Origin of the sequence: Pseudomonas sp. BN415 (assembly GCF_029871195.1) — a bacterium.
GTDB lineage: Bacteria > Pseudomonadota > Gammaproteobacteria > Pseudomonadales > Pseudomonadaceae > Metapseudomonas > Metapseudomonas resinovorans.
Map to the genome: position 1 here is coordinate 236,798 of NZ_SSOK01000053.1, position 25,299 is coordinate 262,096.

General features: G+C 62.0%; 27 protein-coding genes. 3 read left to right on the forward strand and 24 right to left on the reverse strand.

Going from position 1 to position 25,299, the window contains the following annotated elements:
• Positions 1–39: 39 nt before the first annotated feature.
• The 7 genes from E8F20_RS14270 to E8F20_RS14300 form a co-directional block, all read right to left on the reverse strand.
• Positions 40–705 carry a hypothetical protein gene (locus E8F20_RS14270; protein ID WP_280284284.1) on the reverse strand — a complete coding sequence of 222 codons (666 nt, stop codon included), beginning with the start codon at positions 703–705 and terminating at the stop codon, positions 40–42.
• Complete coding sequence (locus E8F20_RS14275) at positions 702–1,292, reverse strand: RNA polymerase sigma factor (protein WP_280284285.1); 591 nt, start codon at positions 1,290–1,292, stop codon at positions 702–704. Before E8F20_RS14275 ends, E8F20_RS14270 begins: the two co-directional genes overlap by 4 nt.
• A gap of 1 nt (position 1,293) precedes the next feature.
• The gene (locus E8F20_RS14280) at positions 1,294–3,024 is read right to left on the reverse strand and encodes a VWA domain-containing protein (protein ID WP_280284286.1); all 1,731 of its coding nucleotides are present in this window, start codon (positions 3,022–3,024) and stop codon (positions 1,294–1,296) included.
• Positions 3,025–3,123: 99 nt separating this feature from the next.
• Positions 3,124–4,557 carry a PLP-dependent aminotransferase family protein gene (locus E8F20_RS14285; RefSeq protein WP_271472364.1) on the reverse strand — a complete coding sequence of 478 codons (1,434 nt, stop codon included), beginning with the start codon at positions 4,555–4,557 and terminating at the stop codon, positions 3,124–3,126.
• Between the two features lie 154 nt (positions 4,558–4,711).
• Positions 4,712–5,524, reverse strand: a complete 813-nt coding sequence (locus E8F20_RS14290; protein ID WP_280284287.1) for an OmpA family protein — start codon at positions 5,522–5,524, stop codon at positions 4,712–4,714.
• Positions 5,521–5,877, reverse strand: a complete 357-nt coding sequence (locus E8F20_RS14295; protein WP_280284288.1) for a DUF4398 domain-containing protein — start codon at positions 5,875–5,877, stop codon at positions 5,521–5,523. Before E8F20_RS14295 ends, E8F20_RS14290 begins: the two co-directional genes overlap by 4 nt.
• Before the next feature lie 14 nt (positions 5,878–5,891).
• Entirely contained in the window at positions 5,892–6,707 is an 816-nt protein-coding gene (locus tag E8F20_RS14300; protein ID WP_280284289.1) for a transporter substrate-binding domain-containing protein, read from the reverse strand.
• Positions 6,708–6,823: 116 nt separating this feature from the next.
• On the opposite strand from E8F20_RS14300, the gene E8F20_RS14305 reads away from it, so the two are divergent.
• A complete protein-coding gene (locus E8F20_RS14305) occupies positions 6,824–7,753 on the forward strand; it encodes an alpha/beta hydrolase (RefSeq protein ID WP_280284290.1) in 930 nt (309 codons plus the stop codon).
• Between the two features lie 59 nt (positions 7,754–7,812).
• Here the strand turns inward: E8F20_RS14305 and E8F20_RS14310 are convergent, their stop codons facing one another.
• Both E8F20_RS14310 and E8F20_RS14315 read right to left on the reverse strand, forming a co-directional pair.
• Entirely contained in the window at positions 7,813–8,742 is a 930-nt protein-coding gene (locus E8F20_RS14310; protein WP_280284291.1) for an FAD-binding protein, read from the reverse strand.
• Positions 8,742–9,491, reverse strand: coding sequence for an electron transfer flavoprotein subunit beta/FixA family protein (locus tag E8F20_RS14315; protein ID WP_280284292.1), 750 nt, complete (start codon positions 9,489–9,491; stop codon positions 8,742–8,744). The genes E8F20_RS14310 and E8F20_RS14315 overlap by 1 nt, the downstream gene beginning before the upstream one ends.
• Positions 9,492–9,810: 319 nt before the next feature.
• On the opposite strand from E8F20_RS14315, the gene E8F20_RS14320 reads away from it, so the two are divergent.
• Entirely contained in the window at positions 9,811–11,475 is a 1,665-nt protein-coding gene (locus E8F20_RS14320) for an electron transfer flavoprotein-ubiquinone oxidoreductase (protein ID WP_028627854.1), read from the forward strand.
• A gap of 47 nt (positions 11,476–11,522) precedes the next feature.
• Here E8F20_RS14320 and E8F20_RS14325 read toward each other — a convergent pair whose 3' ends face one another.
• The 4 genes from E8F20_RS14325 to E8F20_RS14340 form a co-directional block, all read right to left on the reverse strand.
• On the reverse strand, positions 11,523–12,092 hold the full coding sequence (locus E8F20_RS14325; protein ID WP_280284293.1) for a DUF1285 domain-containing protein: 570 nt from the start codon (positions 12,090–12,092) through the stop codon (positions 11,523–11,525).
• Between the two features lie 10 nt (positions 12,093–12,102).
• A complete protein-coding gene (locus tag E8F20_RS14330) occupies positions 12,103–12,705 on the reverse strand; it encodes a DUF4823 domain-containing protein (RefSeq protein WP_280284294.1) in 603 nt (200 codons plus the stop codon).
• Between the two features lie 66 nt (positions 12,706–12,771).
• Positions 12,772–13,740 carry a radical SAM protein gene (locus E8F20_RS14335; protein WP_280284295.1) on the reverse strand — a complete coding sequence of 323 codons (969 nt, stop codon included), beginning with the start codon at positions 13,738–13,740 and terminating at the stop codon, positions 12,772–12,774.
• Positions 13,741–13,829: 89 nt separating this feature from the next.
• Entirely contained in the window at positions 13,830–14,468 is a 639-nt protein-coding gene (locus tag E8F20_RS14340) for a TetR/AcrR family transcriptional regulator (RefSeq protein WP_280284296.1), read from the reverse strand.
• 74 nt (positions 14,469–14,542) lie between these two features.
• Between E8F20_RS14340 and E8F20_RS14345 the strand changes: the two genes are divergently transcribed.
• Positions 14,543–15,676, forward strand: a complete 1,134-nt coding sequence (locus E8F20_RS14345; RefSeq protein WP_280284297.1) for an aminotransferase class V-fold PLP-dependent enzyme — start codon at positions 14,543–14,545, stop codon at positions 15,674–15,676.
• Positions 15,677–15,922: 246 nt separating this feature from the next.
• Here E8F20_RS14345 and E8F20_RS14350 read toward each other — a convergent pair whose 3' ends face one another.
• From E8F20_RS14350 to plsX, 11 genes are all read right to left on the reverse strand, one after another.
• On the reverse strand, positions 15,923–16,705 hold the full coding sequence (locus E8F20_RS14350; RefSeq protein WP_280284298.1) for a TatD family hydrolase: 783 nt from the start codon (positions 16,703–16,705) through the stop codon (positions 15,923–15,925).
• 67 nt (positions 16,706–16,772) lie between these two features.
• A complete protein-coding gene (locus E8F20_RS14355) occupies positions 16,773–17,129 on the reverse strand; it encodes a PilZ domain-containing protein (RefSeq protein WP_028627861.1) in 357 nt (118 codons plus the stop codon).
• A 35-nt stretch (positions 17,130–17,164) separates the two neighbouring features.
• Entirely contained in the window at positions 17,165–18,151 is a 987-nt protein-coding gene (locus E8F20_RS14360; protein ID WP_280284299.1) for a DNA polymerase III subunit delta', read from the reverse strand.
• Complete coding sequence (gene tmk, locus E8F20_RS14365) at positions 18,144–18,776, reverse strand: dTMP kinase (RefSeq protein ID WP_280284300.1); 633 nt, start codon at positions 18,774–18,776, stop codon at positions 18,144–18,146. The genes E8F20_RS14360 and tmk overlap by 8 nt, the downstream gene beginning before the upstream one ends.
• Before the next feature lie 13 nt (positions 18,777–18,789).
• Entirely contained in the window at positions 18,790–19,824 is a 1,035-nt protein-coding gene (mltG, locus tag E8F20_RS14370; protein WP_280284350.1) for an endolytic transglycosylase MltG, read from the reverse strand.
• Positions 19,825–19,830: 6 nt separating this feature from the next.
• Positions 19,831–20,646, reverse strand: coding sequence for an aminodeoxychorismate lyase (gene pabC, locus E8F20_RS14375; protein ID WP_280284301.1), 816 nt, complete (start codon positions 20,644–20,646; stop codon positions 19,831–19,833).
• On the reverse strand, positions 20,646–21,890 hold the full coding sequence (fabF, locus tag E8F20_RS14380; protein ID WP_028627866.1) for a beta-ketoacyl-ACP synthase II: 1,245 nt from the start codon (positions 21,888–21,890) through the stop codon (positions 20,646–20,648). The genes pabC and fabF overlap by 1 nt, the downstream gene beginning before the upstream one ends.
• 169 nt (positions 21,891–22,059) lie before the next feature.
• Positions 22,060–22,296 carry an acyl carrier protein gene (gene acpP, locus E8F20_RS14385; RefSeq protein ID WP_004422318.1) on the reverse strand — a complete coding sequence of 79 codons (237 nt, stop codon included), beginning with the start codon at positions 22,294–22,296 and terminating at the stop codon, positions 22,060–22,062.
• 191 nt (positions 22,297–22,487) lie between these two features.
• Complete coding sequence (gene fabG / locus E8F20_RS14390; RefSeq protein ID WP_280284302.1) at positions 22,488–23,231, reverse strand: 3-oxoacyl-ACP reductase FabG; 744 nt, start codon at positions 23,229–23,231, stop codon at positions 22,488–22,490.
• A gap of 15 nt (positions 23,232–23,246) precedes the next feature.
• Positions 23,247–24,185 carry an ACP S-malonyltransferase gene (gene fabD / locus E8F20_RS14395; protein ID WP_280284303.1) on the reverse strand — a complete coding sequence of 313 codons (939 nt, stop codon included), beginning with the start codon at positions 24,183–24,185 and terminating at the stop codon, positions 23,247–23,249.
• A 103-nt stretch (positions 24,186–24,288) separates the two neighbouring features.
• Positions 24,289–25,299 (reverse strand): phosphate acyltransferase PlsX, encoded by a 1,011-nt coding sequence (plsX, locus tag E8F20_RS14400; protein WP_280284304.1) that lies wholly within the window; start codon positions 25,297–25,299, stop codon positions 24,289–24,291.

Below are 25,299 nucleotides of genomic sequence, written 5' to 3' on the forward strand. Positions count from 1 at the left end.
ACTTTCGTTCCTACGCTGGCAAGCCTGGCGCGACCGATTTCAGCGGTCACGCTCCAGCTCTCGCAATTCGGCGGCGATGTCCCGTTGCGGATAGCGGGCCTGCAGCTCACCCAGCAGTTTGTGCGCCTCCTCGCGTCTGCCTGCCGCATTGAGTTCCAGCACACGACGCAGACTCGCTTCCGGTTCGGGGAGCTGCGCAGCTTTTGCCAGTTCCTCTTTGGGGGCGGATTCATCCAGATGCAAAGGTTCTGCCTGACGCGCCTCGACCTCGGCGCTGCTGTCAGCCATGGCAGAGGCTTTCTTCTCCGCCTGTGGAGGACTGGCCAGGGTGGCCGGTGCCGCCCGGGACATCGGCGCTGCCGCCGGAGCCGGCGCGGAATACGGCGCAGCACCGACTGGGGGCGCATCGAAGCGCTGCTCGGCCTCATCCTGGGTGCGCAAGGTCAGGCTCAAACCGATGCCCAGTGTCGCGAAACCGGCTAAGGCGACCGCCCAGCGTTGCCGGCCTCCGGCACCGAACAACCAGGCGTGCAAGCGCTCACCGAGGGACGGGCTGGGTTCTGGCCGATTCTGCGCCGTCTGGGCGGCTGCCGCCGCGAGGATGCGCTGATCCAGTGCGACCGACGGTTCGTCGTGGCTGTGGCAGCGGTAGTGTTCGAGCAGTTCCCGTTCCATGGCGTCCGGCTTGTGCGGGTCTTGGTTCATGCGGATACCTCCTCGGCCGCGGCCGGATCGGCCAGCAGCCGACGCAACTTCTGCAGGGCGTAGCGCAGGCGGCTCTTCACCGTCTCGGCCGGCGTGCGGGTGAGTTCGGCGATCTCGGTCAGCTCGAGGTCACCATGGGCGCGCAGTAGAAACACCTCGCGCTGCTCGCCCGGCAGTTCGTCCAGTGCCGCGCGCAGGCGCTGCTGGTCCTGGCTGAGGGAAAGCTCCCGCTCCGGGTCAGGACTGCTGCCCGGCAAGGCGTCGCCGTGCAGGGCTTCGTCGAAGACTTCCTCGCGGCCCTGCAAACGGCCGTGCTTGCGCCAATGGTCGATCAGGCGATTGCGGGCGATCTGGTAGAGCCAGGTCTTGAAACTGGCCTGGCCGCGCTGCTCGGACTCGCTGCGGATCAGGTTCAGCCAGGTTTCCTGGAAGATCTCCTCAGCCAGGGCACCATCGCCGCAAAGCCCGCAGAGAAAACGGTAGAGACCGAGGCGATGGCGGGCATAGAGCACGCCAAAGGCCTCGGCATCGCCGTTGCGGTAACGCCGCAACAAAGCGGCGTCGTCATCCGTGAGAATCGCGTTCACGTCATTCCTTCCGCACGTGGGATGGGGCAGGAGTTTGCAGGCTTTGCGCGAGCTCCACCAGTTGCACGAACTCGCCACGCAGGCCGAAGCGGTCGTCACCGCGAGCGCTCCGAGCGAGACTGGCGCTGTCGGTCAGACCGAAAGACCTCGTGTACTGACCGCCCTTGAGCTGTTGGGCGAAGGCTGCCACTGCGGCGGCAAAGCGAAGATCCTCACTGGCCTCGTCCACGCCGACGACCATGTCGGCACCAATGGGACGCTCCAGCAGTCGGCTCTGCTCCGCACCTGGCGCCTTGTAGCGTACCCGCAGCCAGGCCAGCTCTCCGGCCTTGCCCTCGGTCTTCGCGGCCGGCTGGTAGCGCAGTGGTTCCAGCCAACCTTTGGAGCCGGTGGGTACGATCTCGTACAACGCTGTGATGGTGTGGCCGGCGCCAATCTCGCCAGCATCAACCTTGTCGTTGCTGAAGTCTTCTCGCTTCAGTGCTCGATTCTCATAGCCCAGCAGGCGGTACTCGCTGACCTCGGCCGGGTTGAACTCCAGTTGCAGCTTCACGTCCTTGGCCACGACAGACAACGTGGAGCCAAGCTGGTCCACCAGCACCTTGCGCGCCTCGCGCAGGTTGTCGATGTAGGCGTAGTTGCCGTCACCTGCATCCGCCAGTTGTTCCATCAGCCTCTCGTTGTAGTTGTCCATGCCGAAGCCCAGGGTCGTCAGCGACACCCCACCCTTGCGCTTCTGCGCGGCGAGTTGCTTGAGGGTCTCGAAGTCGCTGATGCCGACGTTGAAGTCGCCGTCGGTCGCCAGCAGGATGCGGTTGATGCCATTCGGGATCAGGCCCTTCTGCGCTTCGGCGTAGGCCAGTTGGATACCTGATTCGCCAGCCGTTGAGCCACCCGCGCTGAGTTGCTCGATGGCGGCGCGAATCCTGGCTTTCTCGCTGCCTGGCGTTGATCCAAGCACCACGCTCGCCTCCCCGGCGTAGGTGACCAGGGATACGCGGTCCTGCGGACGCAACTGATCGACCAGCAGCTTGAGGGTCCCCTGCACCATGGGCAGCCCCTCGCGACGGTCCATCGAGCCGGAGACATCCACCAGGAACACCAGGTTGGCCGGCGGTAGTTGTTCGATGCTGCTGTCAGAGGCCTTGATCGCCACGCGCAACAGCCGGGTCTGCGGATTCCATGGGGTCTGTGTCAGTTCGATACCAATGCCGAAGGGCACGTCGCCCTCCGGCAGCGGATAGCTGTAGGGGAAGTAGTTGACCATCTCCTCCAGCCGCACGGCGTCGGCCGGCGGTAGTTGGCCGCCATTGAGGAAGCGCCGTACGTTGGCGTAGCTGCCGGTGTCGACATCGATGCTGAAGGTGGAAACCGGCTCGCTGGCGACGGCATGCACCGGGTTGCCGGCGAGGTGCTGGTACTGCTCGCGCGGCACATCGCGGTAGCCCGGTTGCAGTGCATCCGCCATGGGCGCTGGCGCGAGCATGGGCATCTGCCGTGCCTCGGCGGCATAGTCGGCACGTTTGGCCAGGGAAGCCGGCGCGCTGAGATTCGCCGGTTCCTTGAGCACGAACTCAGGCTGGGCCCGCACGGGCGGAGGTGGAGCCTCACCGACCTTGCCGGTGGCCGGCGCCGACGCATCCTGGGCACTGCAGGCAGCCAGGGCCAGCAGCAGGCCGGCGGTGAAGCCCGCAGCCAAGGGTTGTTGCTGAAGGAAGTTACGGCTGGACATGGTCGCCTCCTGAGTACGAATGAGCCATTCGCACCAGTAGACGTAGGCGTCCTGCAGGAGGGGTTAAGCCGTCAAGGAAAATCAGTTTCAGAAGGCCGGTTACAGGCCGGCCTCCTGACAGAGCTGCTTGGCTAGCATCCCGAGGGTCATGATGGCGCGCTCGGCTTCACGGTTCCACGGGATGCCACAATTCAGTCGCACACAGTGGTTGAACTGCTCGGTATTACTGAAGATCAGGCCAGGAGCGATGCTGATGCCCTGCTGCAAGGCGCGCACGTGCAGGTCCTTGGTGTTCACCTTCGCCGGCAGGCTGATCCAGAGAATGAAGCCGCCGTTGGGGCGCGTAATCTGGGTGCCTTCGGGGAAGTACTGCTGCACCCCCAACTGGAAGGCCGTAAGGTTCTTCCGGTACTCCTGGCGGATGTAACGCAGGTGCCGATCGTATCCGCCGTTCTCGAGGTACGCCGCCACCCCCATCTGGGTGACGCTGCAGGCCGAGTGGGTGCTGAACGTCTGCAGGCGCTGGATTTCCGCCTGGTACTTGCCGGCGATCATCCAGCCGATGCGCACGCCAGGCGACAGGGTCTTGGAGAAGCTGGAGCAGTAGATCACCCGGTCGTCCAGGTCGTAGGCCTTGATCGCCTTGGAAGGCCCCTGGTCGAACATCAGTTCGCCGTAGATATCGTCTTCGATGATCTGGATGTCGAAATCAGAGGACAGGCGCAACAGTTGTTTCTGCCGCTCCTCGGGAATGGTGCCACCCAGGGGATTGCTTAGCCGCGCGGTCAGCACTAGGGCCTTGATCGGCCACTGGTTGGCGGCCAACTGCAGGGCTTCCAGGCTGATGCCGGTGGTGGGGTCGCTGGGAATCTCGATCACTTTCAGGCCGAGCAGGTCGGCCAACTGCAGCAGTCCGTAGTAGGTCGGAGACTCGGTAGCGATCAGGTCACCTGGCCGGGTCAGCACTCGCAGGCTCATCTGCAGCGCATCCACACAACCGTGGGTGATCACCACCTCGCTCGGGTCTACCACAACACCGGCATCGCGCATGCGGATCGCTACCTGGCGCCGCAGCGGCTCGAAACCCGGACTGAACATATAGCTAAAGGCGCGGGGGCTGTGGAAGCGGGTGACCTTGGCCAACTGCTGGTGCAGGGTGCGTACCGGCAAGTAGTCGACATGGGGTACCGCCGCCCCCAATGGGAACACGCCTTCGCGGCGGGATTCGGCCAGGACCTGCTGGATGATGCTCGCACGGGTGACCAGGCCGGGGCGCTCAACGCGGGCGATATCGGGGGTGGATGCAGTCAGTGCGGGGGTCTGGTGTACATAGAAGCCGGATTGCGGACGCGCGCGGATAAGCCCCTGATCCTCCAGGCTGGCATAGGCCTGCAATACCGTGGCGTGGCTGACACTGAGCTGAGAGCTGAGCTTGCGCACCGAAGGCACGCGCTCGCCCGGCTGGTAGACACCACGGCGAATATCATCGGCCAGTTGCTGGGCGATGCGTTGGTAGAGCAACAGATTGGTCATAACGGCGGCACCTGTATCACTGAACCGAAACACTATCCGAAGCCCTTAAAACTGCACCGGTACAGATCATGAAATTGTGTGCGATACAGTGAAATTGTCCAGGCAAGAAAAAGCCCCGGTGCCGAACGGTCACCGGGGCTTTCTGTGTTGCGACTCAACGCGCCGGACCGAGCTCACCCTTCTCGTTGGAGAAGACGATCTCCACGCGTCGGTTCTGCGCCCTGCCCCGATTGGAGGCGTTCTCGGCCACCGGGAAGGCCTCACCATATCCCTGGACCTGGATACGCCTGGCATCGATGCCGAGGTCAGTCAGAGCATCAGCCACGGCCTGGGCACGGTCGGTCGAGAGTTTCAGGTTGTCCTGCTTTTTGCCGCTGCTGTCGGTATAGCCTTCGATGCGCACGACACGCCGCGGATTGAGCTGGAGGAACTGCACCAGTTTGAGCACCGTGCGGTTGGCCGACGCCTTGAGATCGGCCCGGCCGGTGTCGAACAGCACATCGCCCAGGGTCATGACCAGGCCACGGTCGGTTTCGGTGGCGGCCAGGGCGATCATCTGCTCTTCCAGCCACTTGCCCTGCTGCTGCACGCTGAGCAGTTTCGCTTCACGCAGCGCCAGCTGCAGACGCTCGCGCTCCAGCTGCAGTTTGGCGACGCGCGTCTGGTTCTGACTCTGCTCGCTGTGCTGGCTGGCGATTTCGCTGTAGCGCTGGCTGAGATAGGCGTAATGGACGACGTCGGCGTCATTGCCCCAGTAGCTGGACAGACGTTCAGCGCGAGCCAGGGATTCGCCGGAGCGGATAACATCTTTCGGTGCCGCGCTGAGGACATTCTGGTCCTCCTTGACCTTCTGGAACATCTGCCGGGCCCGCTCCAGGCTCTGTTCGGTCTGCTGCTGGCTAGCGCACCCGCCGAGTAGTCCGAGGCTGAACAGCACGCCGACGCTCAATGCATGATTCCGCTTCACTGAACCTCTCCCAACTGCTTGCGCAAGCGATTGATCCTCGACGTCAGCTCAGCCAGTTGGTCCTGGCTCTTCTTGGTCAGCACCTTGGCTTCAGCCAGACGTGCATCGAGTTCGGCTTCCTCGGCCAGAATACGGGCGCGCTTGTAGTCCTCCTCGCCCATGTTCTTCTCGGCCAGGGCAAGCTTGTCCTGCGCAAGCTTCATTTCCTCGATCTGTTCGGTGGCGCCTACGGCCTTGGCCTGCTCCACCGCCTGCTGGGTCAGGCGCATCTGTTCGTTGGGCGCCGGGTCATTGGCGCAGCCGGCCAAGGTCAGCACCGCAAGGCCGACGGCAAACAGGGGTGTCTTGTTCACTAGAGGGTTCCTAATCATTCAGGCATGGTGGCGGGTTGCATCTGCAGGGCCTTCCACCGTTCCAGGTTGCGCTGCAGCAGGGTTTCCGGCACCCCGGCGGCGACCAATTCTGTCATTTTTCTTGCCAGCTGTCCGCGCAGCCAGGGGTCGTTGCAGGCCGAATTGTGGGACAGGGCCAGGTACAGACCTTCACTGGAAATGGGTGGTTCCAGAGCGACCAGGTCATCCGCCATGCCGAGTGTGTCGGTCAGCACCAGCCCGGGGTGGCGCTCGTAGAGCACGTAGTCGGTGCGCTCCAGCAGGAGCTGCTGATAGGCCTGGGTCAGGCTGGGGACCTCTTCGAGCTTGAGGTTTTCCCTGGCGAAGCGGTCGAAGGCCTCACCAAGGCTGTTCTTCACCAGCGTGCCGCCAGTATGGATGCGCAGGTCGTCCCAGCTGCTGTAAGGAAACGCCCGGTCGCGCTTGACCCAGACGACACTCTGGGTTTCGAGGAAGGCCGGATGAATGTAGTCCATGGTTTCCAGGCGTGGCAGGGTGATGGAAGCGCCGGCAATCAGGTCGACCCGCCCTGTGCGCACTTCATCCTGGGCTCGGGGCCAAGGCCCGGTGTAGAGGATCTCAACTTTCACCCCCAATTCCTTGGCGATCTGCTTGAGCAGGTCGGCATTGGCGCCTATCAGTTGTTTGGGGTTCTCAGGGTCACGCCACAGGTAAGGGGGATGCTCCGGATTACCGGTGGCCACCAGCCGCTCGCATTTCCCGGCAGCCTGCCCGAGTCCGGGTAGCAGGCATAACGCTAGGAGCAGGGATGAGAGGCGGAGTCTTGGCATCTGAGGTTTCCCGGGACTGGACATTCGATTGGCCGCAGCGTGGGCGGCATCGCCTGGAACGAGCTTCATGCTAGCGTACAGGCGGCTAAAAGAACCATTCGCGATAAGGACAGGCCATGAAGAAGCTCCTCATCACAGTCACCATTCTCCTGGCGGCTGTGGCGGCAATCCTCTACTTTTCCCCCGCTGCTCTGACGGGCAGCGTACGCCTGGTGGAACGTCAGCTCGCTGGTTTGTCGGAGCGACAGATCGCGCTGGGCGATCTTAGCATCCATTACTACGAGGGCGGTCCGACCAAGGGCGAAACCATCGTCATGATCCATGGGTTCGGTGCCAACAAGGACAATTGGCTACGCTTCGCTCGTCACTTCACCGAGCGCTACCACGTCATCGCCCTGGACCTGCCCGGCTTCGGTGACAGCGACCGCCCCACCGGCAGCTACGACGTCGGCACCCAGGCGGAGCGCCTGGAGTCATTCATCAAGACCCTGGAGCTGGGCAAAGTGCATCTGGTGGGCAACTCCATGGGCGGCCATATCGCCGGAATCGTCGCGGCTCGCTACCCGCAGCAAGTGCGTAGCCTGGCGCTGTTCGACAACGGCGGGATCACGGCACCGATCAAGAGCGAACTGTTCCGCCTGATCGAAAGCGGCCAGCCCAACCCGCTGGTGGTCCGGAGCCCGGAGGACTTCCAACGGATGCTGGATTTCGTCTTCGTCGAGGCACCGCCCCTCCCCGCCTCGGTGAAGACCTACCTGGCTGAGCAATCCATGACCAATGAGGCGCACTACGACGAGGTCTTCCGCCAGCTACGGGAGCGCTATATCCCGCTGGAACCCGAACTGCCAAGGATCGAGGCCCCTACTCTGCTGCTCTGGGGCGATCGCGACAGGGTGCTGGATGTGTCCAGCATTGAGGTCATGAAGCCGTTGCTGAAGAAGCCCAGCGTGGTAATCATGGAAAACTGCGGTCACGCGCCCATGATCGAACGCCCCGAGGAAACCGCCCGGCACTATCAGACATTCCTGGATGCCAGCCGAAGCTGAAAGACAAAAAAACCCGCTCCGAAGAGCGGGTTTTCTGTACGGCAGGCCGGGAAGCGCTATTACAGCAGCTTTTCCAGTTCCGGTACGGCTTCGAACAGGTCAGCCACCAGGCCGTAGTCAGCCACTTGGAAGATCGGGGCTTCTTCGTCCTTGTTGATCGCGACGATCACCTTGGAGTCCTTCATACCGGCCAGGTGCTGGATGGCACCGGAGATGCCCACGGCGATGTACAGCTGCGGCGCGACGATCTTGCCGGTCTGGCCGACCTGCATGTCGTTCGGCACGAAACCGGCGTCGACGGCAGCACGAGAAGCACCGACAGCCGCGCCCAGCTTGTCGGCCAGGGCGTACAGATGCTTGAAGTTGTCGCCGTTCTGCATGCCACGGCCGCCGGAAACGACGATCTTGGCTGCGGTCAGTTCCGGACGGTCGGACTTGGCCAGCTCTTCACCGACGAAGGCGGACTTGCCAGCGTCAGAAACAGTGCCCACGGCTTCAACGGCTGCGGAACCGCCTTCAGCGGCAGCGGCGTCGAAACCGGTGGAACGCACGGTGATCACCTTCACGGCAGCCGAGGACTGCACGGTGGCGATGGCGTTACCGGCATAGATCGGACGCTTGAAGGTGTCGGCGCTTTCAACGGCGATGATCTCGGAGATCTGGTCGACGTCCAGCAGGGCAGCCACGCGCGGCAGGAAGTTCTTGCCGTTGGTGGTGGCCGGCGCCAGCACATGGCTGTAGCCCTTGCCGAGCTCGGCGATCAGCGGAGCGACGTTTTCCGGCAGTTGATGGGCGTAGGCGGCATTGTCGGCTACCAGCACCTTGGACACGCCAGCGATCTTGGCGGCGGCTTCGGCGGCAGCGCCTGCACCAGTACCGGCGACCAGGACGTGGATGTCGCCACCGATTTTCTGAGCGGCAGTCACGGTGTTGAGGGTGGCGGCTGCCAGCGCGGCGTTCGTGTGTTCAGCAACAACCAGGATAGCCATCAGATTACCTTCGCCTCGTTCTTCAGTTTGTCGACCAGTTCAGCCACGGACTTGACCTTGATACCAGCCTGGCGGGCGGCCGGTGCTTCAACTTTCAGGGTCTTGACGGTGGAAGTGGTAGAAACACCCAGGGCGTCCGGGGTGACCACGTCCAGCGGCTTCTTCTTGGCTTTCATGATGTTCGGCAGCGACGCGTAGCGCGGCTCGTTCAGGCGCAGGTCGGTGGTGACGATCGCCGGAAGGTTCAGCGCAACGGTCTGCAGGCCACCGTCGATCTCACGGGTGACGTTGACCTTGTCGCCAGCCACTTCAACCTTGGAGGCGAAAGTGCCTTGGGCGTAGCCGGTCAGGGCGCCCAGCATCTGGCCGGTCTGGTTGTTATCGCTGTCGATGGCTTGTTTGCCGAGGATGACCAGCTGAGGCTGTTCCTTGTCGACCACGGCCTTCAGCAGCTTGGCCACGGCCAGGGAATTCAGCTCGTCGGCGGACTCGACCAGAATCGCGCGATCAGCACCCAGGGCCAGGGCAGTGCGCAGCTGCTCTTGAGCGGTGTTCGGGCCGATGGTGACGACGACGATTTCACTCGCTACGCCTTTTTCTTTCAGACGGACGGCTTCTTCCACGGCAATTTCGCAGAAGGGGTTCATCGACATCTTCACGTTGGCGAGGTCGACGCCGGAGTTGTCCGCCTTGACGCGGACTTTGACGTTGTAGTCGACCACTCGTTTGACAGCTACAAGAACCTTCATGGATTCCTCGTTACTCTCCGGTTAATAAGAATGTCGCCAAGACGAGCCTGGCCAGTATTGCAGGTCGGCCGGAACCGACTCTCAGCCCAGACAGCGAGCGCAAAACCGCCCGTATCTTGACCGTATCGCCTATTCCGGTCAATACAGCAAAATGACCCGTCATAAGCCGCAGAGCCTTATCCTATCAGGGTTTCACAAAATTCAAACAAACGTTTGTATTGGACCGAACAAAGGGTCTGGATATAATGCGCCCGCTCAGGTCAGGGATCGAGCCTAGCCCTCCAACACAAAATATCGAAGAGCCTTGAGGAGATTGACTGTGGAACGCGAATACATGGAATTCGACGTCGTCATCGTCGGCGCTGGCCCTGCTGGCCTGTCCGCCGCGTGCCGACTGAAGCAGAAGGCCGCGGAAGCTGGTCAAGAGATCAGCGTATGCGTGGTCGAGAAGGGTTCCGAAGTCGGCGCCCACATCCTCTCTGGCGCAGTATTCGAACCGCGAGCCCTGAACGAGCTCTTCCCTGATTGGAAAGACCTGGGCGCCCCGCTGAACACCCCGGTAACCCGCGACGACATCTATATGCTCAAAGATGCCGACTCCGCCATCAAGGTTCCCGGCCTCTTCGTGCCCAAGACCATGCACAACGAGGGCAACTATATCATCTCCCTGGGCAATCTCTGCCGTTGGCTGGCCCAGCAGGCCGAAGGCCTGGGCGTTGAGATTTACCCGGGCTTCGCCGCCCAGGAAGCGCTGATCGACGAGAACGGCGTCGTTCGCGGCATCATCACCGGTGATCTCGGCGTAGACCGTGAAGGCCATCCGAAAGAGGGTTACTACACCCCCGGCATGGAACTGCGCGCCAAGTACACCCTATTCGCCGAAGGCTGCCGTGGCCACATCGGCAAACAGCTGATCAAGAAGTACAACCTTGATTCCGAAGCCGACGCCCAGCACTACGGCATCGGCATCAAGGAAATCTGGGACATCGACCCGGCCAAGCACCAACCCGGCCTGGTGGTCCACACCGCCGGCTGGCCTCTGTCCTTCGTCGACAACCAGAACACCGGCGGCTCCTTCCTCTATCATCTGGAAAACAACCAGGTTGTAGTGGGCTTGATCATCGACCTGTCCTACAGCAACCCTTTCCTCTCGCCGTTCGACGAATTCCAGCGCTACAAGCACCACCCAGTGGTCAAGCAGTACCTGGAAGGCGGCAAGCGCGTTGCCTATGGCGCTCGTGCCATCTGCAAAGGCGGCCTGAACTCGCTGCCGAAGATGGTCTTCCCGGGCGGCGCGCTGATCGGTTGCGACCTGGGCACCCTGAACTTCGCCAAGATCAAGGGCAGCCACACCGCGATGAAGTCCGGCATGCTGGCCGCCGAAGCCGTGGCCGCCGCGCTGGCCTCCGGCAAGGAAGGCGGTGACGAACTGACCGGCTACGTCGATGCCTTCAAGTCCAGCTGGCTGTACGACGAGCTGTTCCGCAGCCGCAACTTCGGCGCCGCTATCCACAAGTACGGCGTGCTCGCCGGTGCCGCGTTCAACTATGTCGACCAGAACCTCTTCGGCGGCAAGATCCCGGTCACCCTGCACGACAACAAGCCGGACTACGCCTGCCTGAAGCCCGCCGCCCAGTCCCAGCGCATCGAGTACCCGAAGCCGGACGGCAAGCTCAGCTTCGACAAACTCAGCTCGGTATTCCTCTCCAACACCAACCATGAAGAGGAACAGCCCTGCCACCTGAAGCTGGCTGACGCAGACATCCCGATCGCCAAGAACCTCCCGCTGTACGACGAGCCGGCGCAGCGCTACTGCCCGGCCGGCGTGTACGAGGTGGTGACCCAGGAAGATGGCGCCAAGCGCTTCCAGATCAACGCCCAGAACTGCGTCCACTGCAAAACCTGCGACATCAAGGACCCGGCCCAGAACATCACCTGGGTAGCCCCGGAAGGTACCGGCGGCCCGAACTACCCCAACATGTAAGCAGGCACGAAAAAGGCTCCCTCGGGAGCCTTTTTTCCGCCTTTCGGTTACTCGGGCAGCGGGCCAATGGGAAAGAACTCCCCGCCGCTCCAGACACCAAGCCAAGTGACTCCGTTGATGTCGCGCGGCTCGGCCAGCTCTACCAGTTGGTAAAAGACATTGCGGTGGATCAGCGCTTCCAGGTTAGTGCGCACCAGCACATAGGGCGACGGCTCCTGGGTCTTCGGGTCCAGCTCGACGCGCACCGGGTGGGCCTCACCGGCCACAACCTCGTCTTCAACGTTGGTGATGAAGCGCAGCTGCTGTGCCTTCCCTACACCTTCGACCTGCAACTCGACGGCGACAAAGGGCACGTCCTCAACCTGAATGCCGACTTTCTCCACCGGGGTGACCAGGAAATAATCCTCGCCGTCCTTGCGGATCACGCTGGAGAACAGCTTGACCATGGGCTTGCGACCAATCGGCGTCCCCAGATAGAACCAGGTGCCATCCCGAGCGATGCGCATGTCAATGTCACCACAGAACGACGGGTTCCACAGATGAACAGGCGCCCCCCCCGGCTTGTCGCCCTTGGGTATCTGCGCCAGCAAGTCGCCGGCCTTGCCGGGATCGCTCATTCCTATCTCCTCAACGACTCAAGCCGATCAGGCTGCGAGCATACTCCTCCAGCGGTGGTCCGATCAGGTCTTCCGGTTTGGAATCGTAGAACGTCAGAAATCCGCCACGATTGCGGATTCGAGCGGTGTCCACCAAATAGCGGGTATTGGTTTCGATCAACATCAGCTGGATTACGCCACGGTCGCGGCCGAGCCGATCCAGTGCCTCCTGATCCTCCCACTCCTCCACCGTACCGATACGGTCGTCAGCGCTGGCGAATCGGGCGTAAAGCAGATAGTGGGCACCTACCGAACGGGCCTGGCCCATGGCCTCTTCCAGACCAACAGGCCCTTTGGCACGGCGCACCATGGGGAAGTACTCGACGAAGCCGTCGAAAGCCTCTTCAGCGACTACATTGGGTCGCGGATAGGCCGAGCCCGGCGGCACAAAGTAGCCTTGAGCAATGTAGATGAAGGAGTCCGCCTGCAGACGCCAGGGGCTGGCGCGGCGAGTCTCGCTGTGGTCCAGGAATCCGGCATCGCTGAGCTGTTCGCGAGTGCCCTCCGCCATGTCACTGACCTTCATGCAGCCAACCAGGCCGAGAATCGCCAGCAACAGAATCATGCTACGCATCGTGTGTCCTCCAGGCGCCGGCGACGAAAAACCGGCGGATAGAGAACCAATGCAGCTTCCGCGCCATCAACCGCCAATGATCTTCATCACGGTGACGCCGCCGGAGAACGCAACATCCTGCTTGTCCGCCAGGGCTCTGACCAGCAAACGCTGCAGCGCTGGCAGCGCTTCGTGGCGGGGTTTCTCCAGCAGATCGCCGACATAGTGACGGTTGCTCGAAGAGAGGCAACCGTGCAGCCATCCGGTAGAGGACAGGCGCAGGCGCGAGCAGGTCCGACAGAACGGCACGCTCTCGTTGGCGATCACGCCGAAGCAACCCTCGCCGGGTACCCGGTAGCGCAGAGCCGTAGCATCCAGTGGCGCATCGGCCTGCACGAACTCATGGGCTGTGCGAATCAGCGCCAGCAGCTCCTCCAGCCCCACGAACTGCTGATGGAAGCTGTTGGGATCACGGGCCAGGTGACCCATGCGCATCAACTCGATGAAGCGCAGCTCGAATCCACGCTCCAGGCAGTAGTCCAGCAACGGCAGCACCTGGCGGAGGTTCTTGCCACGCAACGGGACCATGTTGACCTTGATCTTCAAGCCAGCCGCACTCGCCTCTTCGAGCCCCTTGAGCACGGTGGCCAGGTCACCGCCACGCGCGATGCCGCGGAATTCGTCGGCATCCAGGGTATCGAGGGATATGTTCAGCCGGCGGATGCCGCAATCCAGCAAAAGTGGCAACTTGCGGGACAGCAGTTGGCCGTTGCTGGTCAGGCTGATGTCTTCGAGCCCGAGCTTACTGACTTCACGAAGGAAATGATCGAGCTTGGGACTCACCAACGGCTCGCCGCCGGTGATACGCAAACGCTCGATACCGGCCGCCTCAATGAGGTAAGCCACGCCGCGCACCATGGCCTCGGCCGAAAGCTCGTCCTGAGCCGCTACCAGCCGCTTGCCATCAGGCACACAGTAGGTGCAGGCGTAATTGCAGGCGGCGGTCAGGCTGATACGCAAATTGCGGAAACGCCTGCCTTGGCGATCGACGATCATGGGACGCTCCGGCATGTGGTACGCCGGAGTATATCCCCGCGCCCGGTAAGGCACATATCCTGGACCGCGTTATAGGTACACTGAATACGTCAGCCGGCTGGCGACTCGGTTTCGCGCTTGCGCTTGTTACCCATGCGCACGCCGATGTCCATGAGGAACTGGAAGAAACCTTCCTGATCTTCCAGCACGTTGCTCCAGAACGGCGAGTGGTAAAGCGCGACGGCGCCATGTACCAGGGCCCAAGCAGCGCAGTAGTGGAAGTACGGCGGCACATCTTCCAACTTGCCTTCAGCGATACGCCCCTTGATCAGCAGGGTCAGACGCTCAAAGTTGGATGCACGAATCTTGTGCAGTTGCTCGACCATCTCGGGCACCTGGCTGTTCTTCACGACCTTCTCTTCCAGGCGATCGAACAGGCGATAGCGCTGTGGGTCACGCATGCGGAACTCGAAATAGGCCCGCGACAGCGCTTCCTTGTCACGGTCAACATCCGCGGAATGGAACAACGCGTTCAGGTCGCGCTCATAATCGAGCATCAGGCGCAGATAGATCTCCGCCTTCGACTTGAAGTGCTTGTAGATGGTGCCTTTGCCGATACCCACTGCGTCGGCGATCATCTCGACGGTAACGCTGTCTTCGCCCTCTTCCAGGAAGAGTTTGAGGGCGGTGTCGAGAATTTCCTGCTCGCGGCGGCGGAACTCACGGACTTTACGGGGTTCTTTCTGCATAAAGGGACTGTGGGGTCAAAAATCAAGCCGCGTATTATGCCTATCTGGCGTAAAAATGCACGGATCATCCGACTATGAGCTTATTGCAAGATGAGTTTGCCCACGCCGATGGGCTCCGATATCTCAACCATGCCGCGGTTGCTCCCTGGCCGAAACGCGCGACCCGTGCGGTCCAGGGCTTCGCCGAAGAGAACTGGCGCCTCGGCGCAAGAGATTATCCAGACTGGTTGAGAGTAGAGCGTCGCCTGCGCGAACGCCTGGCCAAATTGCTGAACGCACCAACCACTGATGATCTTGCGCTGGTCAAGAATACATCGGAAGCCCTGTCTTTCGTTGCCTTTGGTCTGGATTGGAGGGCAGGTGATCAGGTCATCATCAGCGACCAGGAGTTCCCCTCCAACCGCGTCGTCTGGGAAGCGCTGAAACGCTACGACGTGGACACCGTCCAGGTATCACTGGACGGCAGCGACCCGGAAAACGCCCTGCTCGCAGCCTGCGGGCCGCGCACCCGACTTCTGTCCGTCAGCGCCGTGCAGTACGCCAACGGCCTGCGCCTTGACCTGCAACGTCTCGGTCGAGCATGCAGGCAGCGCGGCGTGCTCTTCTGTGTCGACGCCATCCAGCAGTTGGGCGCCCTGCCCTTCGACGCCCAGGCTATCGATTGCGCCTTTGCCATGGCCGATGGGCACAAGTGGATGCTCGGCCCGGAAGGTCTGGGAGTCTTCTATTGCCGCAGCGATCTGCGCGAGCAACTGAAACTCCATGAATACGGCTGGCACATGCTGGAGCACCCAGGCGACTACGAACGCGCCGACTGGGCACCCTCCCGCACGGCGCGACGCTTCGAGTGCGGCAGCCCGAACATGCTCGGCGCCATGGCCCTGGAGGCAAGCCTGTCGCTGCTGGAAGAGGTAGGCATGGCGCAGGTGGCGGTCGCGCTGGCGGAACGCGTGCAGTGGCTGCAGGAAGGACTGGCGCGGATTCCCGGAGTTCAGCTGCTAAGCCCGCTGAATCCGGCGCGGCGTGCCGGCATCCTCAGTTTTCGGCTGGACGGTTGGGACAATCAGATGCTGTTCGAGCGACTGCGAGCCGAGCAAGTGGTATGCGCCCAACGAGGTGGCGGCATCCGCTTTTCGCCGCACTTCTATACCGAACCCCGCGTGATAGACGAAACCCTTGCGCTACTGCGCCAGATGGCAGACGCATGAGGACTCAGCCGGTGCCGGCGTATTCCAAATAGGTTTAAGAATCGCCTTCGGGCTGTCTGGACGCTTGGAGATATTGACCAATACTTCTCTTACTGGCGTGCGGCATCTCCCCCCAAGTGCCCAGCCAGTCGAGGAACCGTGGATCGCGTTCCTTTGTTTTACTCCTAATGGTCTTGACCCGGATTCATCCCCCAGAACCCGGGTTTTTTTTGTGCGCAGTTTTATCAGCCACGCACTGGGCACTTCTCAGCTGCGTTGTGCGAGGGGGAACAGGCGCAGGTAATTCTCGCTAGTCTGCTCGGCAAAGGCTTCGAACGATACCCCACGCAAATCGGCAAGGAACTCCGCGACCTCGCGCACGTACTGCGGCAGGTTGGGCTTGCCGCGGTAGGGCACGGGCGCGAGATAGGGCGAATCGGTTTCCACCAGCAGACGATCGGTCGGGACCTGACGCGCCACTTCACGCAGGGCATCGGCATTGCGGAAGGTGACGATGCCGGAAAGGGATATGTAGAAGCCGAGGTCCAGCGCAGCGCGGGCCATATCCCAGTCTTCGGTGAAGCAATGCAACACGCCGGCCTGAGGCAGTGCTGCTTCGCGCAGAAGCCTCAGCGTATCGGCGCGAGCTTCGCGGGTATGCACGATCACCGGCTTGCCGGTCACCTTCGCCGCATCCAGGTGCAAGCGGAAAGCCTGCTGCTGGAGCTCGGCAGCTTCAGGCTCGTAGTGATAGTCCAGGCCAGTTTCACCAATGGCCACCACGCGCGGATGCTGCAGCTCGCCCAGCAACCAGTCGAGTGCCAGGGATTCGCCCGGCTGCAGATCCAGCGGGTGAACGCCAACGGAGCAGTGCACATCCTCATAACGCTCAGCCAGGGCCTTCACGGCAGCGGCATTGTCGGCACTCACGCCGATACAGAGGAATTGGCCAACCCCACGGGCGCGGGCAGCTTCCAGGGCAGCATCGAGAGAACCATCATGGGCGGCCAGGTCGAGGCGGTCCAGGTGGCAGTGGGAGTCAATCAGCATGGTTCAGGCTCCAGGCGCAGGCGCCAAGCTTCAAGCCTGTTGCTTGCAGCCCGGACCTGACGGCCGGTTACATCGTATGGGTGGGACGGTCGGACTTGAGGGCGCCGGCGAGGTAGGTCTCGATCTTGTTGCGCGCCCCGCTGTCGCCGTCGTTGAACTGGACGCCGATGCCCGCCGCACGGTTGCCCTGGGCGCCCTTGGGAGTAATCCAGACCACCTTGCCGGCGACCGGAATCTTTTCTTGCTCGTCCATCAGATTGAGCAGCATGAATACTTCATCGCCCAGCTTGTAGGTCTTATTGGTCGGAATGAACAAGCCACCGTTCTTGATGAACGGCATGTAGGCGGCATACAGCACGGACTTGTCCTTGATGGTCAAGGACAGAATCCCGTTACGCGGGCCCAGGTTTGGCGGCAAGCTCATGCGGATATCCTGACAAGCGGGTTCAGCCACCGATTCTAGCCCGGCCCGGGCAGGCTTGCCCACTGCACCAGAAGCGCTTCGAGAAGCAAGACACGGTTGAGGTTGGCCTTGTTCAGTACTTTTTGCCGCTGTTGCAGCAGCCAATCCTGGACCGCGAGGACCTTGTGCTGCGGGGCCTTGTCGGCGAGGTACTGCACCACCTTGCGCATATCGTTCAGTCCCAGCCCCGTCTCATCGCGGGTGAGCTGGTAGCGCAGCATCAGTTGAGCCCAGTCGCAGAACCAGTCGAACAGCAGGGGCAGCGGCACGGCGTTCCACCCCTCCGCCAGTTGGCTGGCGCCCACCTGCTGCTTGAGCAGCTTCTTCACACCTTCCACTACATCGGCACGCTGGCTGCGAACGCCTTGCCCTTCCAGACGCAACGCCGAGAGCGGCGAGCCACCCGCCAGAACCAGCAGCTCTCGCAGGTCCTCAGGCGATGCATCAGGCAGTGAAGAACCCAGCCAGGCCAGGCTCTGAACTTCACTGGGCAGCGGACAGGCCTGTTGTACGCAACGGCTCTTGATGGTCGGCAGGAGTCGGCTGGGCTGGTGGCTGATCAATAGCAGGACAGTATCGCCAGAAGGCTCTTCCAGGCTTTTCAACAGCGCGTTGGAGGCATTGATGTTCATCGCCTCGGCGGGCTCGAGGAGCACCACTTTGCGCCCCCCGAGCTGCGCAGTCTGGACTACGAACTCCACCAACTCGCGCACCTGGTCAACGCGAATGGCCTTGTCGACTTCCTCCGGCTCCAGCACAAAGGCATCGGGGTGGGTACTGGCCGCCAGTAGAAGACACGCCTTGCACCGAGCGCAGGCGTCGAGCCCGGCTGGACTCTGGCAGAGCAAACGCGCCATCAGGCGCTCCCCAAGCGCACGCTTGCCGATGCCGGACGGCCCATGCAGTAGGTAGGCATGCGCGTGACGGGGTCGACCTGCCAGCTGTTGCCACAGCGCTTCCTGCCAGGGATAGGCATCAGCCATTGCAGCGCTCCAGCAGCTCGGGCAGCAGTTTGTCGAGATTGGCCTGCACCTCGGCCAACGGCAGCGAGGCATCGATCACTTTGTAGCGCTCCACTGCGGCACGAGCGCGCTGAAGATAGGTCCTGCGCACAGCCTCGAAAAAGCTGCGCTGCTCCTGCTCGAAACGATCGAGACGACCACGAGCTGCAGCTCGACTCAGGCCAATTTCAACCGGCAGGTCGAAGACCAGTGTCAGATCTGGACGCAGGTCGCCCTGGACGAAACGCTCCAGAAACGCAATGCGCTCCTCGGGCAAGCCGCGCCCCCCACCCTGGTAGGCATACGTCGCGTCGGTGAACCGGTCGCAGAGCACCACAGCGCCACGAGCCAGTGCCGGCTTGATCACGCCTTCCAGGTGCTGGGCGCGAGCCGCGAACACCAACAGCAGCTCGGTATCGACGCCCATGGTTTCGTCGCTAGGGCTCAGCAGGAGCTCGCGGATGCGCTCAGCAAGCGGCGTACCGCCTGGTTCGCGAGTCAGTACCACTTCGACGCCATGGTTACGCAGGCGCTCGGCCAGGTACTCGCGGTTAGTGCTTTTTCCGGCGCCTTCCGGGCCTTCCAATGTGATGAACAGACCGCTCACTGGGTGTCCTTATTCATTGCGGGGCCGGGCTGGAGCGGTAGCCATTGCGGCGCTTCAACTGGAAGTCACGCACAGCCTGGTTGTGCTCGCCCAGGGTCTCGGAGAATACATGGCTGCCGTCGCCACGGGCGACAAAGTAGAGGCTTTTTCCTGCGGCCGGGTGCAGCGCGGCGTGAATGGCCTCGCGCCCGGCGAGGGCAATCGGAGTCGGCGGCAAACCAGTAATGACGTAAGTGTTGTAAGGCGTCGGCTCACGCAGGTGGTCACGCGTAAGGTTGCCGTTGTAACGCTCGCCCAGACCGTAGATCACAGTTGGGTCGGTCTGCAGCAGCATGCCGGTATTCAGGCGACGCACGAAGACGCCGGCGATTTGCCCACGTTCGGCCGGCACACCCGTTTCCTTCTCCACCAGGGAGGCCATGATCAGCGCCTGATAGGCGTCATTATAAGGCAGCCTGTCCGCACGCTTGCCCCACTCCTCGGCCAGGACCTGATCGAGACGATCGCGCGCCTGCTTCAACAGATCGATATCACGCATTCCACGCACATAGCGGTAGGTATCAGGGAAGAAACGGCCTTCCGGATACTCCCCAGGACGGCCGAGACGAGCCATCAGCTCGGCGTCGCTGACATTGGCAAGGGTCTGTTCGAGTTTGACTTGCTTGGCGAGGGCCGCGCGGACCTGACGAAAGTTCCAGCCTTCCACCAGCGTCAAGCTGTACTGCACCACTTCACCTCGCTGCCAGAGCCCCAGCAAGTCACCAGCCCGCATGCCTGGCGTCAGCCGATATTCGCCACTGTGCAGGGACGCGTTGGCCAAGTTGAAGCGCCAGTACTGACGCAACCAGAAGGCATTGTTCAGCACCCCCTCTTCCTCCAGGCGATTTAGCAGGCCGCCGGGTGTGGCACCAGCCGCCACATCCAGCATCCGCTCGGCGGAGATGTTCAGGGGTTGTTCAAGGGTGACGCGCTGCTGCCAGCCGGCGAAGGCCACCAGCAGGCCGGCAAGGAGCAGGCCTGCCTCCAGCATCAGCAGGAATTTGCGTATCACGAATCAGATGTCCAGTAGATCGCGGGCGATGGCCTGAAGTTTACGGGTCAGCGGCCCAACCGGCCAGTGATGGCCTGCTACAGAACGCACCGGCCAGATACCGAAGAGGCTGTTGCAAAGAAAAACCTCATCGGCCTTGAGGAACTCGTCGAAAGGAACATCCCGCACCTCGACCCGGATTCCCGCTGCCCTGGCACCGTCCAGCAGCGCGGCACGCATGACACCGGCGACGCCACAACGGCAAAGATCCGCCGTGATCAGCACGCCATCCCGCGCCATGAAAAGATTGCTGAACACCCCTTCGATCACGCGACCGGACTGGTCGCGCATCAGGCCCTCAGCGCACTCGCCGCTCTGCCATTCGGCGCGGGCAAGGACCTGCTCGAGTCGGTTCAAGTGCTTGAGTCCAGCCAGAAGTGGCTGCTCGGCAAGACGGGTGGCGCAGGAAAAAAGCTGGACGCCCTGCTCCCAGTTACCCTCCGGGTAGCTCGGAAAGGGAGCGCTCTGCAGGATGCGTCGCGGCAGCGCAACCGGTGGCGGCGCATAACCGCGCAACCCTTCGCCACGAGTGATGATCAGCTTGGCAACGCCCTCGCCCAACCCAGCCGAGAAGGCCAGCAACTCAGTGCGCACCAATTGGATATCAAGGGATATACCCAGGCGCCGACAGCCTTCAGACAACCGCGCCAAGTGGTATTCGAGAAGCGGGGGTCGACCAGCGCGCACGGCGATAGTCTCGAAAAGCCCATCACCGTAGGCCAAGCCGCGGTCTTTGATAGACAGCGACTCAGCCGGGTGGCCATCGACCCAGTCCGGCATCAGCCCTCGAACCGACGGAACACCAGGGAACCGTTGGTGCCGCCAAAGCCGAAGGAGTTGGACAGCACCACATCAATGGGCATGGAACGCGCTTCGTGAGGCACGAAGTCGAGGTCACAGCCCTCGTCCGGCTCTTCCAGGTTGATGGTTGGCGGCGCCACCTGGTCCTGCAGGGCAAGCACACTGAAGATCGCCTCAACGGCACCAGCCGCACCCAACAGGTGGCCAGTCATGGACTTGGTGGAACTGACCGCAAGCTTGTAGGCGTGATCGCCGAACACCGACTTTAGCGCCATGGCTTCAGCCACATCGCCCGCAGGTGTCGAGGTGCCGTGGGCGTTCACGTACTGCACCTGGTCGGCATTCAGACCCGCATCGCGCAGGGCATTGCGCATGCAACGGGCAGCGCCAGCGCCGTCATCCGGCGGTGAGGTCATGTGATAGGCATCGCCACTCATGCCGAATCCGATCAGCTCGGCGTAAATGGTCGCACCACGAGCCTTGGCATGCTCCAGCTCTTCCAGCACGAGGGCACCAGCGCCATCAGACAGCACGAAGCCGTCACGTCCCTTGTCCCAGGGACGACTGGCGCGCGTCGGATCATCGTTGCGGGTGGACAGCGCTCGTGCCGCGCCGAAACCGCCCAGACCCAGCCCGCAGGCAGCCATCTCGGAGCCACCAGCGATCATCACGTCTGCCTCGCCATAGGCGATGTTGCGTGCGGCCATGCCGATGCAGTGGGTGCCGGTGGTGCAGGCTGTCGCAATGGCGTAGTTCGGCCCCTGGATACCCAGGTGAATCGACAGGAAGCCGGACACCATGTTGATGATCGAGCCTGGTACGAAGAACGGCGAAATCCGTCGCGGTCCCTGTTCGATCAGGGATTTGCAATTGTTCTCGATGTTGGTCAGACCGCCGATGCCCGAACCCATGGCGACGCCAATGCGCTCACGGTTGGCGTCAGTGACTTCGAGGCGCGAATCGCGCACAGCCTGGAAGCTTGCGGCAAGGCCGTACTGGATGAACAGATCGAGCTTGCGCGCCTCCTTGGCCGACAGGTACTCCTCGACATTGAACCCCTTGACCGAACCACCAAAGCGGGTGGAGTACGCGGAAAGGTCCATATGTTCGATCAGGCCAATGCCACTGCGGCCAGCCAGAATTCCCTGCCAGCTGCTCGGTACATCGGTACCCAGCGGCGACAGCATGCCCAGGCCAGTGACTACGACGCGTCTACGCGACACAGCGCTCTCCTTCTTCAATCTCTACACGGCGGTTGATTCGGATTAACAGACTGTTGAAAAGCCCGGCAGGCAACGTGCAAACCGCGGATTTTCAACAATCGGCTTAAAGAAAAGCCGCACGCCCAGTCGGGTCGTGCGGCTTTTCCGCGTCGGGGAACCGACGACTACATTACTGCGCGTTGGCGTTGATGTAGTCGATGGCTTCCTGAACGGTGGTGATCTTCTCGGCTTGCTCGTCCGGGATTTCGGTCTCGAATTCCTCTTCCAGAGCCATCACCAGCTCAACGGTGTCAAGGGAGTCGGCACCCAGGTCTTCAACGAAGGAAGCGCTGTTGGTTACTTCCTCTTCTTTGACGCCCAGTTGCTCGGCGACGATTTTCTTGACGCGTTCTTCGATGGTGCTCATACCGTGTTTTCACTCCTATGGAAAAGTCCGTGCAGCTGGGGCTGCAGTGTATAGAAAGGGTTTTCCGCATTTCAAGCAGAACGCCTGAACCCCTTACGGATCGCTGCAACGAAATGTCTATAACCCAACTGCACTTATATAGCGAATTCTAGACAGCCCATATGACAGCTTTCTGAAGGGATTCGTCACATTCAGCTCATGTACATGCCGCCGTTGACCGGAATGGTAGCGCCTGTAACGTAAGCAGCGCCGTCGGAAGCGAGGAAGCCCACCACCTTGGCGATCTCTTCGGCCTGGCCCAGGCGGCCCAGCGGAATCTGGTTCAGCAGCGCGTCGCGCTGGGCTTCCGGCAGCTCGCGGGTCATGTCGGTATCGATGAAGCCGGGGGCCACCGAGTTGACAGTAATGGCGCGCGAGCCAACTTCGCGCGCCAAGGCGCGACTGAAACCTTCGAGGCCAGCCTTGGCAGCCGCGTAGTTGGTCTGGCCGGCGTTGCCCATGGCACCCACCACCGAACCGATATTGATGATGCGACCCCAGCGAGCCTTGGTCATGCCACGCAGCACGGCCTTGGAGAGGCGGTACAGGCTGTTGAGGTTGGTATTGATGACGTCGAACCACTCGTCGTCTTTCATGCGCAGCATCAGGTTATCGCGGGTGATACCGGCGTTGTTCACCACGATCAGCGGCTGACCCAGGTGCTGCTGAATGTGCTCCAGGGTGCTGGCAACCGACTCATCATTGCTGACATCCAGAACCAGGCCTGCGCCTTCGATACCGTTGTTCTTGAGGAACTCGGCGATGCGCTCGGCACCGGAAGCAGAGGTCGCGGTGCCGATCACCACGGCGCCCTGACGGCCCAGCTCGAGGGCGATAGCCTGACCAATGCCACGGCTCGCGCCGGTGACCAGTGCCACTTTACCTTGCAGACTCATAGGTCTTCTCCTTGTTCAGGCCAGTGCAGCACGGGCGGCTGCGAAAGCATCAGGGGTATCCAGGTTGTGGGTGATAACACCCTTCACGCAACGCTTGTTAAGGCCCGAGAGCACCTTGCCGGGACCGCACTCGATCAGATCAGTGACGCCACGCTCGGACAGGCTGACCATCGATTCGACCCAACGGACCGGGCTATAGAGCTGAGCCAGCAGATCGCGCTTGAGCTCTGTCAGGTCGGCCACCACAGCAGCGCTGACATTTTGCACCAGCGGAATCTGCGGTGCCTTCCAATCCAAGGCTTCAACCGATTCTGCGAAGCGCTCGGCGGCCGGCTTCATCAGCGCGCAGTGCGACGGCACACTTACCGGCAATGGCATGGCACGCTTGGCACCGCGCGCCTTGCATGCTTCGATGGCACGCTCGACCGCAGCAGCAGCACCGGCAATGACCACCTGACCAGGGGCATTGAAGTTCACGGCACTGACCACCTCACCCTGCGCAGCGTCAGCGCAGGCTGCCAGCACGTCAGCATCTTCCAGGCCAAGGATCGCGGCCATGCCGCCCTGCCCTGCCGGAACGGCCTGCTGCATCAGCTGGCCACGACGCTCTACCAGTCTCACCGCATCGGTGAGACCCAGGCTGCCAGCGGCCACCAGGGCGGAATACTCGCCCAGACTGTGACCCGCCACGTAGGCTGGACGGGCGCCGCCTTCAGCCAACCAAAGGTGCCACAGAGCGATGGAAGCCGTGAGAATGGCAGGCTGGGTTTTATCGGTCTGATTGAGTTGCTCTTCCGGACCTTGCTGAGTCAGCGCCCAGAGATCGTAGCCGAGCGCCTCGGAGGCTTCGGCAAAGGTATCCAGGACCAGCTTGTGCTGGCCCCCCTGCTCGGCCAGCATGCCCAGAGACTGGGAACCCTGACCGGGAAATACGAAAGCGAGGGAAGCGGACATTGAGTGAGGTCCCTTATCTGGCGGTATAGGGAGATTGACGCTTGGCATAGCCAAGCGCACGAAACTGACATTTGGATGACAGGCTACCGATAGTGGTCACATCCTACAGCAACAGATGTTCCAGACGGCCGTGAAGGCGCTGCGGCAGATTCTCGCGCACCTCGATCAACGCCCGGCGAATGGCGCTCTGGAAACCTTCCGCACCAGCCGAGCCATGACTCTTGATGACGATGCCCTGCAACCCGAGGAAACTCGCCCCATTGTGGCGCGCTGGCGTCAGGTCGGTGCGCAGGCGACGCAGCAGAGGCAAAGCGAGCGAGCCAACCAGGCGAGCCCCTAGGCTTTCGGTAAAGAGCGCTTCGATACGCGCTGAGATCATCGAGGCCAGACCCTCGCTGGACTTGAGCAGGATGTTGCCGACGAAACCGTCGCAAACCACTACATCCGCCTCTCCGCGATAGAGGCCATCACCTTCGATGTAGCCGATGTAATTGAGACCTTCGGCCTGCTGCAACAGGCTCGCCGCAAGCTTGACCTGCTGGTTGCCCTTGATGTCTTCAGTGCCGACGTTCAGCAACGCAACGCGCGGACGGGCGATACCCAAAGCTTCGGCGGCGACCGCCCCCATTACGGCGAACTGATAAAGATGCTCGGCACTGCAATCGACGTTCGCCCCAAGATCCAGTAGATGGCAATGACCACGCGCCGTGGGAATGGCACTGACCATCGCCGGGCGATCAATTCCAGGCAAAGTCTTCAGCACATAGCGGGACAGCGCCATCAGGGCGCCCGTATTGCCAGCACTGACACAGGCCTGTGCCCGTCCGTTACGGACCAGCTCCAATGCGACGCGCATCGAGGCATCTGGCTTGCCGCGCAAAGCTTGTGCCGGGCGCTCGTCCATGGCGATCACTTCACTGGCGTGCTCAATTTGCAGGCGCTGGCGATAGACCGCAGGAACGCGGGCGACAAGTTCTTCAAGAAGGGAGGCTTGGCCGACGAGGACCAGGTGAAGCGAGGGGAACTCAGCCAGACAGGCGACGCTGGCTGGAACAATGCAGCGGGGACCGTAGTCCCCGCCCATTGCATCAATCGCGATGATCGAGGCGGCCAA

Bases quoted from the DNA above. Each gene is read 5' to 3' on its own strand.
- E8F20_RS14315 (WP_280284292.1), bottom strand. From the start codon at position 9,491: ATGAAGGTTCTTGTAGCTGTCAAACGAGTGGTCGACTACAACGTCAAA.
- E8F20_RS14285 (WP_271472364.1), bottom strand. From the start codon at position 4,557: ATGACCAATCTGTTGCTCTACCAACGCATCGCCCAGCAACTGGCCGAT.
- E8F20_RS14300 (WP_280284289.1), bottom strand. From the start codon at position 6,707: ATGCCAAGACTCCGCCTCTCATCCCTGCTCCTAGCGTTATGCCTGCTA.
- E8F20_RS14340 (WP_280284296.1), bottom strand. From the start codon at position 14,468: ATGCAGAAAGAACCCCGTAAAGTCCGTGAGTTCCGCCGCCGCGAGCAG.
- fabG (WP_280284302.1), bottom strand. From the start codon at position 23,231: ATGAGTCTGCAAGGTAAAGTGGCACTGGTCACCGGCGCGAGCCGTGGC.
- E8F20_RS14325 (WP_280284293.1), bottom strand. From the start codon at position 12,092: ATGAGCGATCCCGGCAAGGCCGGCGACTTGCTGGCGCAGATACCCAAG.
- E8F20_RS14310 (WP_280284291.1), bottom strand. From the start codon at position 8,742: ATGGCTATCCTGGTTGTTGCTGAACACACGAACGCCGCGCTGGCAGCC.
- pabC (WP_280284301.1), bottom strand. From the start codon at position 20,646: ATGCCGGACTGGGTCGATGGCCACCCGGCTGAGTCGCTGTCTATCAAA.
- E8F20_RS14270 (WP_280284284.1), bottom strand. From the start codon at position 705: ATGAACCAAGACCCGCACAAGCCGGACGCCATGGAACGGGAACTGCTC.
- E8F20_RS14350 (WP_280284298.1), bottom strand. From the start codon at position 16,705: ATGCTGATTGACTCCCACTGCCACCTGGACCGCCTCGACCTGGCCGCC.
- E8F20_RS14345 (WP_280284297.1), top strand. From the start codon at position 14,543: ATGAGCTTATTGCAAGATGAGTTTGCCCACGCCGATGGGCTCCGATAT.
- E8F20_RS14335 (WP_280284295.1), bottom strand. From the start codon at position 13,740: ATGATCGTCGATCGCCAAGGCAGGCGTTTCCGCAATTTGCGTATCAGC.
- E8F20_RS14355 (WP_028627861.1), bottom strand. From the start codon at position 17,129: ATGAGCTTGCCGCCAAACCTGGGCCCGCGTAACGGGATTCTGTCCTTG.
- E8F20_RS14330 (WP_280284294.1), bottom strand. From the start codon at position 12,705: ATGCGTAGCATGATTCTGTTGCTGGCGATTCTCGGCCTGGTTGGCTGC.
- E8F20_RS14360 (WP_280284299.1), bottom strand. From the start codon at position 18,151: ATGGCTGATGCCTATCCCTGGCAGGAAGCGCTGTGGCAACAGCTGGCA.
- acpP (WP_004422318.1), bottom strand. From the start codon at position 22,296: ATGAGCACCATCGAAGAACGCGTCAAGAAAATCGTCGCCGAGCAACTG.
- E8F20_RS14305 (WP_280284290.1), top strand. From the start codon at position 6,824: ATGAAGAAGCTCCTCATCACAGTCACCATTCTCCTGGCGGCTGTGGCG.
- E8F20_RS14280 (WP_280284286.1), bottom strand. From the start codon at position 3,024: ATGTCCAGCCGTAACTTCCTTCAGCAACAACCCTTGGCTGCGGGCTTC.
- fabD (WP_280284303.1), bottom strand. From the start codon at position 24,185: ATGTCCGCTTCCCTCGCTTTCGTATTTCCCGGTCAGGGTTCCCAGTCT.